Here is a 15,155-nt window from a genome sequence, read left to right on the forward strand (position 1 = left end):
TCTATCTTGTTCCAGGTGAGAGGCTTGCCCTGAGTCAGTAGCCCGCGCCCGTGAGCAGCCCGCCGTCCACGGTGAACTCGCTGCCCGTGCAGTAGCTGGCCCGGTCCGAGGCCAGGAAGGCCACCACGTGGGACACCTCCACCGGCTTGGCGAAGCGCTTGATGACCATGGACTTGACGAAGGCGTCGGCGTCGACCTCGTTCATCAGGTCGGGGTCCATCGCCATCGAGGTGTTGATCGCGCCCGGATGCACCGAGTTCACCCGGATCTTGAACCGGGCCAGCTCCCGCGCCGCCGACTTGGTCAGCCCGCGCACCCCGAACTTCGACGCCGAGTACGCCGACAGCCCCTCGGCCCCGACGTAGCCCTCGATCGAGGAGATGTTCACGATGGCGCCCCGCCCGGCCGCCTTCATGGGGTCGATCACCGACTTGATCCCGAGCCAGGTGCCCTTGAGGTTGACGCCGATCACCCGGTCGAAGTCCTCGGGTGACATATCGCTGATGCGCCGAAATTTCAGGATCCCGGCGTTGTTGACCAGCACGTCCAGCCGGCCGTGCAGCTCGGTGGCCGTCGCCACCGCCCGCTCCCAGTCCTCGACGCTCGTCACGTCGTGATGGACGAACCCCGCCCCCGTCTCCTCGGCCAGCGCCTTGCCCTCCTCGTCCAGCACGTCACCGAAGACCACCCGCGCCCCTTCCTCCAGGAACAGCCGCACGTGCGCCGCCCCCATCCCGCGAGCGCCGCCGGTGATCAACGCGACCTTGCCCTCAAGCAACCCCATGACGCCCTCCAGCCGCGACGGCCACCGCCGCCGCCTCCATGGAGCGGTAGACGGGGATTCCCGCCGCCGCCGCGATCCGCCTCACTTCGTCCTCGACGCCCGGGGGCGCGCACTCGCCGTTCCTGGTGACGAGGGTGATCCTGGTGTCCGGCAGCGCGGCCTGCGCCTGCGCCACCGCCCGCGCGTACGCGTACAGGGGCTCCGCCGCGTCCCCGTACGTGAAGAACGCCTGGACGTTCACGTGCAGGACCACGTCGCCGTACGGCCGGGAGCGCAGCAGCGCGGAGACCACCTCGGGCACGAGCCCGGCCCGCCCCAGGGGCCCGACCGGCACTTCGAGCGGGTTGCCGGAGGCCACCACCCCGAGCCCGCGCAGCGCCGCCGGCGCGTCCGGCGGCAGCGGGTCCAGCCGCACCCCCGCCAGGTCGAACGCGTCCGCCGCCAGCACGCTCGCGCCCCCGCTCGGCCCGACCACCAGCACGCCGCCGCGGGCGTGGCGCGAGCCGTGCGCCTGGAAGAAGGCCAGCACCCCGATCAGGTCGTCCTGCCCGGCGACCAGCACCGCTCCCGACTGCTCGGCCACCGCCTCCCACACCCGCCGGTCGCTCACCATGCCGCCCGTGTGGGACGCGGCCGCCTCCTGCCCCTGCCCGCTCCGCCCGCCGACCAGCAGCACCACGGGCAGCTCCGCGGCACGCAGCGCCTCGAACAGCTCGCGCCCGTCACGCGGGTCCTCCAGGTACAGCCCGACGGCCCGCGTCTCCTCGTCCCGGGCGAGCCAGCACAGCAGCTCGGCGGGGGTCACGTCGGCCGAGTTCCCCACGGTGACGACCCGGCTGAACGCCAGCCCGCGCCGCTCCCCGACCTTGATCACCTCGCCCGCGAGCCCGCCGCTCTGCGAGATCAGCGCCACCTGCCCGGCGGGGCCGAGCCCGCCCCCGACGAACGTCTGCCGTCCCCGAGGGCTGTACACGCCCATGCAGTTGGGCCCCAGCAGCCGCGTGCCCGCCGCCCGCGCCGCCTCGACCAGCTCCTCCTCCAGGTCCGGCCGGCCCGTCTCGGCGAACCCGCCGCTCATGACCTGCACGAACGGCACCCCGCCCGCCTCCCGCAGCACCTCGGCGCAGCGTTCGGCGGGCACGGCCACGAGGGCGTAGTCCACGTCCGCCTCGGCGAGGGACGGCACGGCCGGCACCCCCGCCACCTCGGCCGCCGTGGGATGCACGGCCACCAGCGGGACGCCCGCGGCGCGGTAGAAGCCGAGGAACATGTTCCCGAAGTTCGGCCTGGTCGTGGAGGCCCCGACGACGGCCACGGCCCTGGGCTCGAAGAGCGGCAGGAAGTCCGTCGCCGCGCGGGGCGCGCCCGGCGCGGGTCCCGGGGCAGGCAGGTGACGGGCGTCGACCGCGATCACCCCGGAGGGGCCGGCGATCACCGGGTTCAGCTCGAACTCGCCCAGTTCGAGCCGCTCCCACAGTCCGCCCGGGCCGCCGACCGTCATGAGCAGCTTGACCACCGCGTCCACGTCCACCGGCGGGGCGCCGCGGCTCCCGTACAGGATGGAGGACCCGCGCAGCGACGCCAGCATGCGCCGCGCGTCCTCCTCCGAGATCGGGCAGAGCCGCAGCGCCGTGTCGCGCAGCGCCTCGGTCCACACCCCGCCCAGCCCGGTCAGGAGCACCGGCCCGAACCCGGGGTCGCGCACCAGGCCCACGATGAGCTCCACGCCGGCCTCGGCCTGCTCCTCGACGAGGAAGCCCGCGACCTCCAGCCTGGCCCGCATGCCGGCCGCCGCCCCGGCGAGATCCTTCCTGGAGAGCCCCAGCGCGACGGCCCCGACGTCCGACTTGTGCACCAGTCCCGGGCCGAACGCCTTCAGCACCAGCGGCTCGGTCAGCTCCCCGGCCCGGCCGAAGTCCAGATCGTCCACGACCACCCCGCGCGGCACCGGCACCCCCGCCGCGCTGAGCAGCGCCTTGACCTCGTGCTCGTACGCGCTCACCCGAGCAGCTCGCGGATCTTCCCGCGCAGCAGCTTGCCGGGGCCGCCGGAGGCGTCCTGCGAGTGCGGCAGCGCCACGGCCACCACGATGTGGTCGGGCCGTTGATGGGCCGGCAGGGTGTCGGCCAGGGCGAGCGCCAGCTTGGACGCGTCCAGCGTGTGCCCCGCCCGCGGCACGACCGCCAGCAGGACCTCCTGCTCGGAGGCCCCCTCGGGCACGCCCACCGCGCCGGCCTCGGCCACGCCGTCCAGCGCCGAGACCGCCTCCTCGATCACGACCGGCTGCGTCCAGACGCCGCCCTTGAGTATCGCGTCCTCCCGCCTGCCCAGCACGCGCAGCACGCCGTCGGGGGAGAGCGTGCCGAGGTCGCCGCCGACGTACCACTCGCCGCGCAGCACCTCGGCCGTCCGCTCGGGCAGGCCGTCGTAACCGGTCATCCGGTGCGGCCCGGCCAGGTTGATCTCGCCCACCTCGCCGACCACGCGCTCGCCGTTCGGGTCCGTGATCCGCACCGCGTTGCCGGTGCGGGGGCGGCCCGAGGAGCCGAGCGGGGTCGTGCCGTCGTCCACGCGGCCCATGCACGTGTACGGGGCCTCGGTCTGGCCGTAGTAGGAGTACACGCCCGCCTCCGGGAGCCTGGCCTTGATCCGTTCGAGCATGGTCGCGGTCAGCGGCTCGCCGCCCAGCATGATCACCTGGATGGACGACAGGTCCACGTCCTCGTGCTCGGGGGAGGCGAGCAGGGCCGCGTAGAACGAGGGGATCTGCGACAGATGCGTGACCCGTTCGCGGGGGACGACGCGCAGGAAGTTCGCCGGGCCCCAGTCCTGTTCCAGGACCAGCCGCATCCCGGCGTACAGGGCGGGCCCGACGATGGCCGGGAAGCCGATGCCCCAGATGATCGCACCCGTCCCGAACACCGAGTCGGGGCCGCGCGGCACGTCCAGCCAGATCTGCGCCGTGGCCAGCGACGACGCGTGCGTGTGGACGACGGCCTTCGGCAGTCCGGTCGTGCCCGAGGTGTAGTAGAGGGCCAGCGGGTCGTCGTACCAGCCGCTGACCGGCGGCTCCTCGTCGGAGTCGCCTACGAGCTCGCGCACGTCGATCCACGTGGTCACGCCGGGGAGCGAGTTCCTGATCTGCCCGACCACGCCCTCGACCGTCGCGTCGTACACGAACGCCGTGCACCCCGAGGCCGCCACCACGTCACGCAGCGTCTCCACCGGCCAGTACGGGTTCAGCGCCGCCGTCACCGCTCCGATCTTGGCCTGCGCGAGGTAGACCTCGGCCACCCGCAGCGTCTCGTTGAGCAGCGCCGCCACCCGCCGGCCTGGCCCGACCCCCTTCTCCAGCAGGGCGTGGGCGCGGCGGTTGACGTTCCTGTTGAGCTGGTCGTAGGTGAAGCTCTGCTCGTCGCAGTACGTGAGCGCGACCTGGTCGGGCGTGCGCAGCGCTCCGGCGGTCAGGATCGCGTGGCCGTAGTTGCCGTACGGTGATCGCGCCATGGGGGCCTCCAGTCAGAGGGGCTGATAGAGCACGAAGACGTTTCCTGAGGGGTCGCGCAGCACTGCCCGGATCTCATGCGGCCCCTTCTCGGGCTCCCGCACCACCTCGCCGCCGCGTGCCGTCAGCTCCCGCACGGCGTCCGCCACGTCGTCCACCTTGTACGACGGCGCGACCGAGGCCGTGACGTGCTCGGCGGGCCCGGCCAGCGCCACGGTGACCCCGCCGCCGTCGAGCGCCGCGAACCTGTCGCCGTCCCTGAACTTCACCGGCAGCCCGTAGAAGGCGATCGCCTCGTCCAGGTTCGCGACGGGGATGAGCACGTTGCCGAGCTTCACGCGGGCCTCCAATGGGGGAGTTCGTCGATGAACGTCACGCGTACCGGCATGCCGACGCGTACCTCGCCGGGGGCGCATCCCACCACGTGCCCGAACGCCCGCACGCCGGCCGGCAGGTCCACCCAGGCCATCACGTACGGCTCCCGGCCCCGGTAGGCGGGGGCGAACGAGCGGTGCACGACGGTGAAGGTGTGCACGGCGCCCTCGCCCTCGACCGGCTCGAAGACGAGCTCTCCGCCACCGCACCAGGGGCAGGCCGCCTCGGGGAGGTGTATGCGGCGCTCGCAGGACGTACAGCGCTGGACGACCAGCTCGCCGCGCTCGCAGGCGGCCCAGTACGCAGAGGTGTCACCGCTCATCGCTTGCCAAGCTAGCGCACGCTTGGTTACCCCACAAGGCCCCGCCCCGCGACCGGGTCGCCCGCCTTTTCCCTGAGGGACCCCAGCCGAAGAGCGTCGCTAAAGGGGCGGCTCCTCCTCAGGTGTCGACAGGAGCATCATGGGCTCCTCGGAGGCCTGTCCGGTGGGCTCGTCCGGCGATCGGGCGAAGGACTCCTCCGACGGCGCGGGCGTCCCGACGGCCGTCCTGCTGTGCTCCTCGCTGGGCGTCGGCGTCGGCGTGGGCGTGGGCGAGTGGGAAGTCGGCGTGGGCGTGGGCGTGGGACAGGCGGGACCGTCGACGGCGGCCTCGCTCACCTGCGGCCCGTTCCCCGCCGCCGGCTCCGTCATCACCACGATCCCGACATACACCCGCTTCCCGCAGGAAACACTCCCGGGATCGTGCGTGACGGCACTGCTGTAAGCCGTGCTCCCTTGCAAGGTCCGCGTCTCCTGCCGCACCGTCCGGGCCGCCCCGCCGTCCCCCTCCCGCCGCGTGTACGAGATCCGCAACCGCACGGGCCCCGTGCCGTCCGCCGCGACCCTGATCGTCCCCGCCGTGCCGCTCCACCCCACGATCCCGGCGGCCCGCACCGCGGTCGGACGCGGCACCGAGGTCCCGCCCTGCCGCACGGTGGCAGGAGGGCTGGAGGGAGGAGGGGAGACCGTGCGCGCGGGCGTGCTGCGCCGGGGAGCCGCGGACGTCCGGGTCCGGGTGGGCGTGGCCGCGTCCACGGGCTCCGGCTCGCCCTGCGCCGTCTTGGGCGGCGGCATCAGGATCGCGCCCGGCCCGGGAGGCAGCCGCCCGCCCGACATCATGAGCGAGATCGCCACGGCGGCCACCGTCGCCCCCGCCACCCACAGGTGCGGCGGCAGCCGGGGTATCCGGTCACGGATCGTGCTCGTGACTCCGGCGGCCCGCTCGGTCCTGGCCAGCGGGAAGCGCAGGGCCAGCAGCGTGGCCAGCTCGCCCAGGTGCCGCCGCCCGCGCTTCTCCCAGTCCGGGCCGTACCCGGCGACCGCGTCCTCCTCCAGCTCCGCCGCGAACTGCCTGGCCGAGGCGTACCTGGTCGCCGGGTCCTTGGCCATCCCGCGCCTGAGCAGGTCGCGCAGCGAGTCGGGCGCGACCTCCAGCGGCACCGGCTCCACCAGGTGCTTGTCCCGCAGGGCCGGGACGTCCAGCGCCCCGTCCCCGCCCTCCTTGACGGCCCGGTACGGAGGCCGCCCCCTGACCGCCTCGAACAGCACGCACGCCGCCGCGTACACGTCCGCCGGCGGCCCCGCCCTGCCCTGCGTCCACAGCTCGGGCGACATGTACTCGGGGCTGCCCGCGGGCACTCCCGGCTCCTCCGCGTGCACGACCACGCCGAAGTCGGCCAGCTTGCTGGTGCCGTCGGCCTGGACCAGGATGTTCTCCGGTTTGACGTCGCGGTGCGGCACCCCTCGCTCGTGCGCGGCGGCCAGGGCCAGCAGCGTGCTCTTCAGCACGGTGAGGGCCGCCTCCGGGCTGATCCCGCGGTGCTCGGCCAGCAGGGTACGCAGCGACACGCCGTCCACCAGCTCCATGACGACGGCCGCCCTGGTGGGGGTCTCGACGTACTCGTAGAGCCGCACCACGTTGGGGTCGTCGATCTCGACGAGTTCGTGGGTGTCCGACCGGAAGCGGTCCATGAACTCGGCGTCCCTGCGCAGGGTGGCGTTCAGGTACTTGATCGCCACGTAGGCGCCCGTCTGCTGGTAGGTGGCGAGGAACACGCGGCCGGTACGGCCGGCGCCGAGCTGGCGCACTTCACGGTAACCAGGGACCAAGTCGAACCCCCATCAGCAGCCGTCAACGATTCGACGGTCTCACCCGGGGTTCGGGTTGTCACGACTGGAGATATTTCGCCGGGCGTTAATGCGAAATAACCCTGTGTCGCGGGTGATATGCTGAGACGTCCCAAGCAAGCGCTCGGCTAAATCGACGGAGGTCGCCCGTGGAGCGCGTGGCCGTGCTGGTGATGGAGATGCAAAGGGGCGTCGTCGGCGATCTCACGAAATTTCCGGATCTGGTGGCGGCCTGTGGGCGGCACGACGTCGTCGCCAACGCCGCCCGCCTCCTCCACGCGGCCAGGTCGGCCGGCATCCCGGTGATCCACTGCACGGCGGCCTTCCGCCCCGACCGGTCCGGCTCCCACACGGACAACTGCCCGTTCATCGTCGCCCTGCTCAAGGACCCCGGCCACATGCTGGAGGGCACGGCCGCCACCGAGGTCCTCCCGGAGCTGTGGGACGGCGGCGACCTGGAGAGCCGCCGCCACCACGGCTTCTCCCCGTTCACCGGCACCTCGCTCGACATGACGCTGCGCTCCCTGGGCGTCTCCCACGTGGTCGCGCTGGGGGTCTCGCTCAACCTCGGCATCCCCGGGCTCGCGCTGGAGGCGGTCAACCTGGGCTACCGGGTGACCGTGGTCAGGGACGCGGTGGCGGGCATCCCGGAGGAGTACGCGCAGGCCGTACTGAAACACACCATCAGCCTCCTCGCCACCCGCGCCGCCACCGCGGACCTGATCGAAGAGTGGAAGTGATGGACGGGCTGCGCCTGGACGGGCGCGTCGCGGTGGTCACCGGGGGAGCGGGCGCGATCGGCGCGGCCATCGCCACGGACCTGACCGCGCTGGGCGCGCGGGTCGTCGTCGCCGACGTGGACCTGCCGAACGCGGAGAAGGTGGCCGCCGGCCTGCCCGGCGCGCGGCCGCTGGCCGTCGACCTGACCTCGCCGGCGTCCGTCGCGGAGTTCGGCGGCGCCGTGGGCCCCGTGGACATCCTGGTGCACAACGCCGGGGTGTCGATCGTGGAGCCGTTCACCGAGAGCGACCCGGCGAACTGGGACCTCATGTGGCAGGTCAACCTGCGCGGGCCGATGCTGCTCACCAAGCTGCTGCTGCCCGGGATGGCGGTCAGGGGGTGGGGGCGGCTGGTGTTCATCTCCTCGGACGGCGCCAGGGCGGGGTCGGGCGGCGAGGGCGCGTACGCGGCGACCAAGGCGGGGCTGTTCGGGCTGGCCAAGACGCTCGCCCGGGAGGCGGCCAAGGCGCACGTCACCTCCAACGTGGTTTGCCCGGGCCCCACGGACACGCCGATGCTCCGCCGGGTGTCGGCGGCCGAGCCGGGGCTGGTGGACAGGATCGCGCGGGGCATCCCGCTGCGCCGCCTCGGCACGCCCGCCGACGTGGCCGGCCTGGTGGCCTACCTCTGCACGGATCGCGCCGCGTACATCACCGGGCAGACGCTGTCGGTGAGCGGCGGCGTGACCATGCAGTGAGCGGTCATGCGGCGGTCAGAGCGAGTCGTAGACGGCCTGCACCAGGCGCAGGCCGCGCAGGTTGCCGGAGACGGCGTTGGCCATCTTGTTCATGACGTAGCCGATGGCCAGGCCGCGCTCCGGGTCGCCGATGCCGAGGGAGCCGCCCAGCCCGGAGTGGCCGAACGCGGTCTCGGACGGCATCGGGAACGTCATCGACGGCCGCATGTAACCCAGCCCGAACGACGTGTCCAGGAAGAGGACGCGGTCCGGGCCGTCCACGCGGGGGCGTACGGCGTCCCGCAGCGTCTCGGGGCGCAGCAGGTCGCCCGCGATCAGCGACCGGTAGAACCCGGCCAGACCCCTGGCCGTGGTGACGACCCCCGCCGCGGGCCAGCCGGCGCGCAGGATGACGGGGTGGTTCGCGCCGCCCTTGAGGCGGTGCATGCCGGGATTGCCGAGCGCCCGGTTCATGAGGCTGTGCGGATCGAGCGCCGCCTTGGCCATCTCGGCGACCATGAGGCTGCCCGGACCGAGCGCCCCCTCAGCCGGCTCGGCTTCAGCCTGGCCCTCGGTGGCCGCCGCTTGCGGGCGTTCACCTGCTTTGAGACGGGCCGTACGGGCGATCACCGGGTCCGGCGCGCCCACCCACAGCTCCAGCCCCAGCGGCTCCGCGATCTCGGCGGACACCAGCTCGCCGACCGACTTGCCCGTCACGCGCCTGATCACCTCGCCCACCAGGAACCCGTACGACAGCGCGTGATACCCGTGCGCCGACCCCGGCTCCCACAGCGGCGCCTGACCGGCGAGCCGGGCGGCGATGGCCGCCAGGTCCCCGAACTCCTCCACCGGCACCGGCTCCTCCACCACCGGCAGCCCGCTCTGGTGCGTGAGCAGGTGCTCGACCGTGATCGCCCCCTTCCCCCGGGCCGCGAACTCCGGCCACACGTCCGCCACGGCCCCCTGGACGTCCACCAGCCCCCGCTCTGCGAGCTGGAGCAGCACGGTGGCGGTGATCGCCTTGGTGCAGGAGTAGGCGAAGGCGGGCGTGTCGTGCTCCCACGGCCGGCCCGTGTGCCGGTCGGCGACGCCGCCCCACAGGTCCACCACCAGCTCGCCGTCCAGGTGGACGGCGAAGGCGGCGCCCAGCTCCGACCCGTCGGCGAGCTGCCGCTCGAACACCTCACGCACGCGGGAGAACCGCGGATCGCAGTGCATCAGACCTCCGCATGGGGGACATCGGAAAGGGAGCGCTTACTTGGTTCACGAGCCTAACAACTGGGGACGATTCGGCCCAGACGATCAGCGCGGCACCCTCAACCTCCTCACCCCGGCCGTGGTGCTCGACGCCCTGCGCAGCGCCACCACGGGCGAGGTGCTGAGCCTGGCCATGCCGATCAGGGGCGCCACCTCCTCGCCCGCCCCCACGACGGTGCCGCACCTGCCGGGCCGCCCGCTGCCGCAGCACTTCATGTCCGTGGACGGCGGCGACTACGCGGCCGGCGCCCGCGCGATCGGGGAGGGCCTGTACGTGGCCGACGACGCGCTGGTCGTCAGCCACCACGGCACCACGACCCACATGGACGCGCTGTGCCACATGTGGTCGGGCGACGAGCTCTACAACGGCCACCCGGCGGCCCGGGTCCGCTCCTATGGGGCGACCAGGTGCGGCATCGAGCAGGTGGGCGGCGTGGTGGCCAAGGGGGTGCTGTTCGACGTGCCCCGGCGCCTCGGCCTCGACCACCTGCCCGCCGACTTCCGGATCCCGGCCGAGCTGCTGGCCGAGATCGCCACGCCGCGGCCTGGGGACGCCGCGGTGATCCGTACCGGGTGGCCCGCGGTGTGGGGGCGCTCGCGCGAGGAGTACTGGTCAGGCCAGCCCGGACTGTCGGCGGAGGCGGGCCGCTGGCTCGCGGCGCACGACGTGTCCGTGGTGGCCTCGGACAACGCCGCCATCGGCGGGCTCAACGCCCGTGGGCTCGCCGACGAGGGCCTAGCCGATGACCTGCACCTCATCCTGCTGCACCGGCACGGGGTCCACCTGATCGAGATGCTGTGGCTGGAGGAGCTGGGGGAGAGGGGGTGTACGGAGTTCGTGTTCGTGGTGGCGCCGCTCAGGATCGAGGGCGGCACGGGCAGCCCGGTGACCCCGCTGGCCATCCTCTGACCCTGACGTCACGGTCGTCAGCCGGCCGGGTCGCCGTTCATTCGGCAGCCGGCCAGGTCACCGGCAGGCATCGCACCCCGTACACCGAGGCGTCATGCTTCAGCGGCACCTCGGTGGCGGGGACGGCCAGCCGCAGGCCGGGGAAGCGCTCGAACAGCGCCCGGTAGCCGATGCGCAGCTCGTTCCTGGCGAGCTGCTGCCCCAGGCACTGGTGCACGCCGTGGCCGAACGCCAGGTGCCGCCGCGCGTCCGGCCGGTCCAGCCTCAGCGCGTCCGGATCCTCGAACACCGCGCCGTCGCGGTTGATCACGGGCAGGGACAGCGCGACCGTCTCCCCCTTCCTGACCAGCTGGCCCGCCACCTCCACGTCCTCCAGCGCCGCCCTGGACGGCGCTCCCTGGTGCAGGATCGACAGCCAGCGCAGCAGCTCCTCCACGGCGCCTTCCACTGCGTCCTCCTCGAGGGGCAGTCCCTCCTTCAGCAGCGCGAACACGCCCAGGGCCAGCATGTTCGCGGTGGTCTCGTGGCCCGCCACGAGCAGGATCAGCGCGACGTAGGTCAGCTCCTCGTCCGTCAGCTCGCCGGTCAGGCCGCTGATCAGGTCGTCGCCCGGCTCGGCCCGCTTGCGGCGTACCAGCTCGCCCAGATACGCCGTGAGGTCGGCCGTGGCCTGCGCGCCGTCCCTGTCCGGGGTGACGAGGGCGGCGCTGCGGTCCTGGAAGAAGTCGTGGTCGGTGTACGGCACGCCGAGCAGCTCGCAGATGACCAGCGACGGGATCGGCAGGGCGTAGGCCGTCACCAGATCGACCGGCGGCCCGGCCTTCGCCATGGCGTCGAGATGGTCGGCCGCGATCTGCTCGATGCGCGGCTCCAGCAGGCGCATCCTGCGCACCGTGAACTGCCCGGTGAGCAGGCGGCGGTAGCGGGTGTGCTCGGGCGGGTCGGTGGCGGCGAAGAACCCCGGCGGGGCGGGCCGGGCGGGACCGCCGGGGCGCACGACGTGGACGGCGGTGTGCTTGAGCTCCTGCCTGGCGCTGAACCTCGGGTCGCCCAGCACGGTACGGCCCGCCGCCATCGTCGTGGCCAGCCAGCCCTGGTGCCCGTCGGCCATCTCCAGCCGGGCCATCGGCGGTAGATCACGCAGCCCTGCGGGCGGGTCGAAGGGGCACTCCTGGTTGCGTTCGATGGGAAGTCGCATAATTTTGAGAGTAGACTCTCAAATAAGAGTTGTATAGCGAATCGTCGTCTTCTCCTACGATTGGACTCGGGGAGGACGTACGACGGAGAATGCTGTCTCATGAGCGATCGACCGGGCCTGCGTGAGCGGAAGAAGGCCAAGACGAGGGCGCTGATCCAGAAGGAGGCGCTGCGGCTCTTCCGGGAGCAGGGATACGCCGCGACGACGGTCGAGCAGATCGCGGAGGCGGCGGAGGTGGCGCCCAGCACCGTCTTCCGCTACTTCGCCACCAAAGAGGACCTGGTGCTGGTCGACCAGTTCCCGCCCTTCATCGAGGCGCTCCAGTCCGCCCCAGCCCACCTCAAGCCCGTGCCGGCGGTACGGGCCGCGATGCGGGCGGTGATGGCCGGGCAGACGGCGGAGGAGTTCGTGGAGAGCATGGAGCGGGAGAAGCTCATGTTCACGGTGCCGGAGCTGTGGGCGGCCAGCCTGGACAACATCAGCGGCGTGGTCAGAACCATGCACGAGCAACTGGCGGCCCGAGAGGGCCGACCGGCCGACGACCCGGGGCTGCGCAATGTCACGGGGGCGATCGTGGGGGTGCTGATGGCGGTCTGGCTTGACTTGGTAAAGGACCCGACTCTCGACGCCTCGGCCGAACTCGACCAGGCCCTGGCCCACCTGGAAGCCGGCCTCCCCCTATAGCTCCCCGCCTGCCCGGCTACCCCCACCCCCTACGCCCGCCCAAGCCCCCAGCCCCACCGACGCCCGCTCACCTGCGCCTTTCCGCCTGTGCCCGTTCGCCCGCTTCCATGCGATGCCGCCCGCCCGTCCGGCCGCTGGTCGGCTGCGGCAGCCTGGAGTCAGGTGCCCGGGTAGTTGCCGCCGCCGTGTGCCGAGTCCAGGGCGTCGTAGTCGGGGGTGTAGCCGCGCTTCGGTATCGCGTCCACGAACGCCACGTGGCTCGGCTTCTTGTACGACGCCAGCTGCGTCCTGACGTGGTCGACGAGCTCGTCCGCCGTGGCGGTGGTGTCCGGTTTGAGGGCGACGACGGCCTTGACGGCCTGGTGCCAGGTGGGGTCGGGGACGCCGATGACCGCGGCGTCGGCCACGGCCGGGTGGGACTTGAGGGCGCGTTCCACCTCGGCCGGGTAGATGTTCTCGGCGCCTGATTTGATCATGCGAAGCTTGGGGCCGATGAAGGTGATGGTCCCGTCGGGTTCGCGGCGGCCGAGGTCGCCGGTGTGGTGCCAGCCGTACGCGGACTTAGCGGCATTTAAGTCGGGCCGGGCGAAATATCCGGAAAAGAGGGTCTTGCCGCGGGCGCAGATCTCGCCCACCTCGCCGGGCGGCAACTCGGCCCCGTCCGGGGCCAGGATGCGTACCTGGACCAGCGGAGAGGGACGTCCCGCGAACCCCGACCCCCCATCCGCCAGCCCGAGGAACGTGAGCATCCCACCGACCTCGGTCTGCCCGTACCCGCCCATCTTGGACCGGCACCAGGGAGAGTCGTCCACCGTGATCATGCTGTCCCACTCGGCCGAGTGCGAGACGAACCTCAGCGACGACAGGTCGTACTTGCCCCCGGCGTTCGCGGCCGTCACCGCGTCGATCATCGGCCCGAACAGGAACGCCTGCGTCACCCGCTCGGCGTCGATCAGGCGGCAGACCTCTTCGGGGTCGAAGGCGGGCGTGAACACGTTCGTGCCGCCGATCTGGAACGTGGCCAGGCAGAACATCATCGTGCCCACGTGGAAGAGCGGGCCGTTGTTGAGGAACGTGAAGCCGGGCTCCATCTGGCGTACGACGAGGAGCGAGGCGCTGTGGGCGACCAGCGCGGCGCTGCTGAGCAGGGCCGCGCTGGGGCGGCCGTCGAAGGCGGCGGTGTAGAGGGCGAGGACCGGTTCGCCGTCGTCCACCTGCGGGAAGTCCCTCGGGGCCCCGCTCGCCACCAGCTGCTCATAGTCGTCCCCGGCCCGCACCCAGGTGCTCTCGGACACGGCCGTGGTGGCGTCCGAAGGATCCCATACGACGACCTTGGGGGTCAGATCGGACAGTACGAACCGCAGCTCGTCCTCCGACTGCCGCCAGTTGGCCGGGCAGAGGATCGCGCCCAGGCGCGAGCAGGCCAGCAGGAGCTCCAGTACGGCATGGGAGTTCTGGCCGAGCCACACCACCCGTTCCCCGGCCGCCACACCCCGCCCCGCCAGGGCGTCGGCCAGCCGGGTCACCCGGGCGTCGAGCTCGGGGTACGTACGCCGTACCTCCCCGTCCACCACCGCCGTGACCTGGGGACGGCTGCGGGCATGATCGGCGAGGAGGTCTGACAGGGACAGGCTGTGGATCATCTGGGCCTCCCGAGGGCTTACCGGAACGCGGGCATGACTTCGGCGGCGAAGAAGCGCATGATCCGCTTCATCTCCTCCAGCGGCATGGGGCGGGTGCTGCCGAAGTCGCACAGGAGGTTCGAGAAGCCGGAGTTCCGCAGGAGGGAGATCTGCTCGATCACCCGCTCCGGGTCGCCGATCACGTCCAGCTGCTCCCACCGGAAGTCGGTCGACAGCGTGCCGCCCTTGAGGTAGCGGTCCTGGTAGTACTCGAAGCCCTGCGCGGCCCGGCCGGTCTTCGGGTCGATGGGGGCGCTGCGCTCGTTGAAGATCCGCGACCGGTCGAACGACGCCTCGAAGCGCGCCTGGTCCTCGCGCGCCTGTTCCAGGGTGGGGGCCACGTACACGCTGCGCGCCACCACCAGCTCCGCGCCCTCGGGATGGCCCGCCTGCGCGGCCGTCTCCCGCCAGGTCTCCGCCGCCTTGACGACCTTGCGGAACGGCGCCGCCGGGTCGGCGAGGATGGGCAGCCCGCGCTCGGCGTACATGGTGACGGTCTCGGGGGAGACGGCCGCCACGTGCAGCGGCGGGTGCGGCGACTGCAGCGGTCTCGGGACGAGGCCCACCTCGGAGCCGGTCTTGTAGAACTTCCCCTCATGCTGGTACGAGTCCTGCGTCCAGAGCCCGACGATGACCTCCAGCGCCTCGTTGAACCGGTCGCGCGCCTCCGCCAGGTCTATCCCGAACCCCTCGAACTCGAAGCTCTGATACCCCCGCCCGATCCCCAGGTCCAGCCGCCCTCCGGAGAGCACGTCCACCATCGCGGCCTCCTCGGCCACGTGGACCGGGTTGTGGAGGGGCAGCACCACGATGCCCGTGCCGAGCCGGATGCGGGAGGTGCGGGCGGCGGCGTGGGCGAGCATCGTGAACAGGTTGGGGACGACGCCGTAGTCCCGGAAGTGGTGCTCGGCCAGCCGTACCCCGTCGAACCCCAGCTCCTCGGCCAGCTCGACGAGCTCCAGATGGTAGTCATAGACGTCCTTGAAGCTGTGGCCGTCGAAACGGTGGAAGAGGTGGAAGGTCGAGAACTTCATGCGGCGACCCCTCGGCAGGCGACTAAACCAAGCGCTCGCTTGGGAGCGTACCACGCCCACCTGGGTTGCCCTAGGGAGTCCCGGAGCGAAACGCACGGCCTTC

14 protein-coding genes are annotated in these 15,155 nt (G+C 72.2%); 4 read left to right on the forward strand and 10 right to left on the reverse strand.

Annotated features, from left to right (window positions below; genetic code table 11):
- Window positions 1-34 precede the first annotated feature (34 nt).
- From H4W80_RS46395 to H4W80_RS46420, 6 genes are all read right to left on the reverse strand, one after another.
- Complete coding sequence (locus H4W80_RS46395) at window positions 35-784, reverse strand: glucose 1-dehydrogenase (protein WP_192790884.1); 750 nt, start codon at window positions 782-784, stop codon at window positions 35-37.
- A complete protein-coding gene (locus H4W80_RS46400; RefSeq protein ID WP_192790885.1) occupies window positions 771-2,786 on the reverse strand; it encodes an acetate--CoA ligase family protein in 2,016 nt (671 codons plus the stop codon). The genes H4W80_RS46395 and H4W80_RS46400 overlap by 14 nt, the downstream gene beginning before the upstream one ends.
- Window positions 2,783-4,291 (reverse strand): class I adenylate-forming enzyme family protein, encoded by a 1,509-nt coding sequence (locus tag H4W80_RS46405; RefSeq protein WP_192790886.1) that lies wholly within the window; start codon window positions 4,289-4,291, stop codon window positions 2,783-2,785. Before H4W80_RS46405 ends, H4W80_RS46400 begins: the two co-directional genes overlap by 4 nt.
- A gap of 12 nt (window positions 4,292-4,303) precedes the next feature.
- The gene (locus H4W80_RS46410) at window positions 4,304-4,627 is read right to left on the reverse strand and encodes a VOC family protein (protein ID WP_318787371.1); all 324 of its coding nucleotides are present in this window, start codon (window positions 4,625-4,627) and stop codon (window positions 4,304-4,306) included.
- On the reverse strand, window positions 4,624-4,986 hold the full coding sequence (locus tag H4W80_RS46415) for a Zn-ribbon domain-containing OB-fold protein (RefSeq protein WP_192790888.1): 363 nt from the start codon (window positions 4,984-4,986) through the stop codon (window positions 4,624-4,626). The genes H4W80_RS46410 and H4W80_RS46415 overlap by 4 nt, the downstream gene beginning before the upstream one ends.
- Window positions 4,987-5,085: 99 nt before the next feature.
- Window positions 5,086-6,813: a serine/threonine-protein kinase gene (locus H4W80_RS46420; RefSeq protein ID WP_192790889.1), complete on the reverse strand. Its 1,728-nt coding sequence runs from the start codon at window positions 6,811-6,813 to the stop codon at window positions 5,086-5,088.
- Between the two features lie 167 nt (window positions 6,814-6,980).
- Here H4W80_RS46420 and H4W80_RS46425 point away from each other — a divergent pair, with 167 nt between their 5' ends.
- Together H4W80_RS46425 and H4W80_RS46430 are read left to right on the forward strand one after the other, a co-directional pair.
- A complete protein-coding gene (locus tag H4W80_RS46425) occupies window positions 6,981-7,571 on the forward strand; it encodes a cysteine hydrolase family protein (RefSeq protein WP_318787372.1) in 591 nt (196 codons plus the stop codon).
- A complete protein-coding gene (locus tag H4W80_RS46430; protein WP_192790890.1) occupies window positions 7,571-8,308 on the forward strand; it encodes an SDR family NAD(P)-dependent oxidoreductase in 738 nt (245 codons plus the stop codon). The genes H4W80_RS46425 and H4W80_RS46430 overlap by 1 nt, the downstream gene beginning before the upstream one ends.
- 15 nt (window positions 8,309-8,323) lie before the next feature.
- Here H4W80_RS46430 and H4W80_RS46435 read toward each other — a convergent pair whose 3' ends face one another.
- A complete protein-coding gene (locus tag H4W80_RS46435) occupies window positions 8,324-9,505 on the reverse strand; it encodes a serine hydrolase domain-containing protein (RefSeq protein ID WP_192790891.1) in 1,182 nt (393 codons plus the stop codon).
- 40 nt (window positions 9,506-9,545) lie between these two features.
- On the opposite strand from H4W80_RS46435, the gene H4W80_RS46440 reads away from it, so the two are divergent.
- Complete coding sequence (locus H4W80_RS46440; protein WP_192790892.1) at window positions 9,546-10,454, forward strand: cyclase family protein; 909 nt, start codon at window positions 9,546-9,548, stop codon at window positions 10,452-10,454.
- A 37-nt stretch (window positions 10,455-10,491) separates the two neighbouring features.
- Here the strand turns inward: H4W80_RS46440 and H4W80_RS46445 are convergent, their stop codons facing one another.
- Entirely contained in the window at window positions 10,492-11,652 is a 1,161-nt protein-coding gene (locus tag H4W80_RS46445; protein ID WP_192790893.1) for a cytochrome P450, read from the reverse strand.
- Window positions 11,653-11,751: 99 nt separating this feature from the next.
- On the opposite strand from H4W80_RS46445, the gene H4W80_RS46450 reads away from it, so the two are divergent.
- A complete protein-coding gene (locus tag H4W80_RS46450; RefSeq protein WP_192790894.1) occupies window positions 11,752-12,336 on the forward strand; it encodes a TetR/AcrR family transcriptional regulator in 585 nt (194 codons plus the stop codon).
- 158 nt (window positions 12,337-12,494) lie between these two features.
- Here the strand turns inward: H4W80_RS46450 and H4W80_RS46455 are convergent, their stop codons facing one another.
- Entirely contained in the window at window positions 12,495-13,979 is a 1,485-nt protein-coding gene (locus H4W80_RS46455) for an AMP-binding protein (RefSeq protein WP_192790895.1), read from the reverse strand.
- A 17-nt stretch (window positions 13,980-13,996) separates the two neighbouring features.
- Window positions 13,997-15,052, reverse strand: coding sequence for an LLM class flavin-dependent oxidoreductase (locus H4W80_RS46460; protein ID WP_192790896.1), 1,056 nt, complete (start codon window positions 15,050-15,052; stop codon window positions 13,997-13,999).
- Between the last annotated feature and the right edge of the window lie 103 nt (window positions 15,053-15,155).

The organism is Nonomuraea angiospora (genome assembly GCF_014873145.1).
Classification (GTDB): domain Bacteria; phylum Actinomycetota; class Actinomycetes; order Streptosporangiales; family Streptosporangiaceae; genus Nonomuraea; species Nonomuraea angiospora.

Bases quoted from the DNA above. Each gene is read 5' to 3' on its own strand.
- H4W80_RS46455 (WP_192790895.1), bottom strand. From the start codon at position 13,979: ATGATCCACAGCCTGTCCCTGTCAGACCTCCTCGCCGATCATGCCCGC.
- H4W80_RS46445 (WP_192790893.1), bottom strand. From the start codon at position 11,652: ATGCGACTTCCCATCGAACGCAACCAGGAGTGCCCCTTCGACCCGCCC.
- H4W80_RS46395 (WP_192790884.1), bottom strand. From the start codon at position 784: ATGGGGTTGCTTGAGGGCAAGGTCGCGTTGATCACCGGCGGCGCTCGC.
- H4W80_RS46405 (WP_192790886.1), bottom strand. From the start codon at position 4,291: ATGGCGCGATCACCGTACGGCAACTACGGCCACGCGATCCTGACCGCC.
- H4W80_RS46430 (WP_192790890.1), top strand. From the start codon at position 7,571: ATGGACGGGCTGCGCCTGGACGGGCGCGTCGCGGTGGTCACCGGGGGA.
- H4W80_RS46435 (WP_192790891.1), bottom strand. From the start codon at position 9,505: ATGCACTGCGATCCGCGGTTCTCCCGCGTGCGTGAGGTGTTCGAGCGG.
- H4W80_RS46460 (WP_192790896.1), bottom strand. From the start codon at position 15,052: ATGAAGTTCTCGACCTTCCACCTCTTCCACCGTTTCGACGGCCACAGC.
- H4W80_RS46450 (WP_192790894.1), top strand. From the start codon at position 11,752: ATGAGCGATCGACCGGGCCTGCGTGAGCGGAAGAAGGCCAAGACGAGG.
- H4W80_RS46415 (WP_192790888.1), bottom strand. From the start codon at position 4,986: ATGAGCGGTGACACCTCTGCGTACTGGGCCGCCTGCGAGCGCGGCGAG.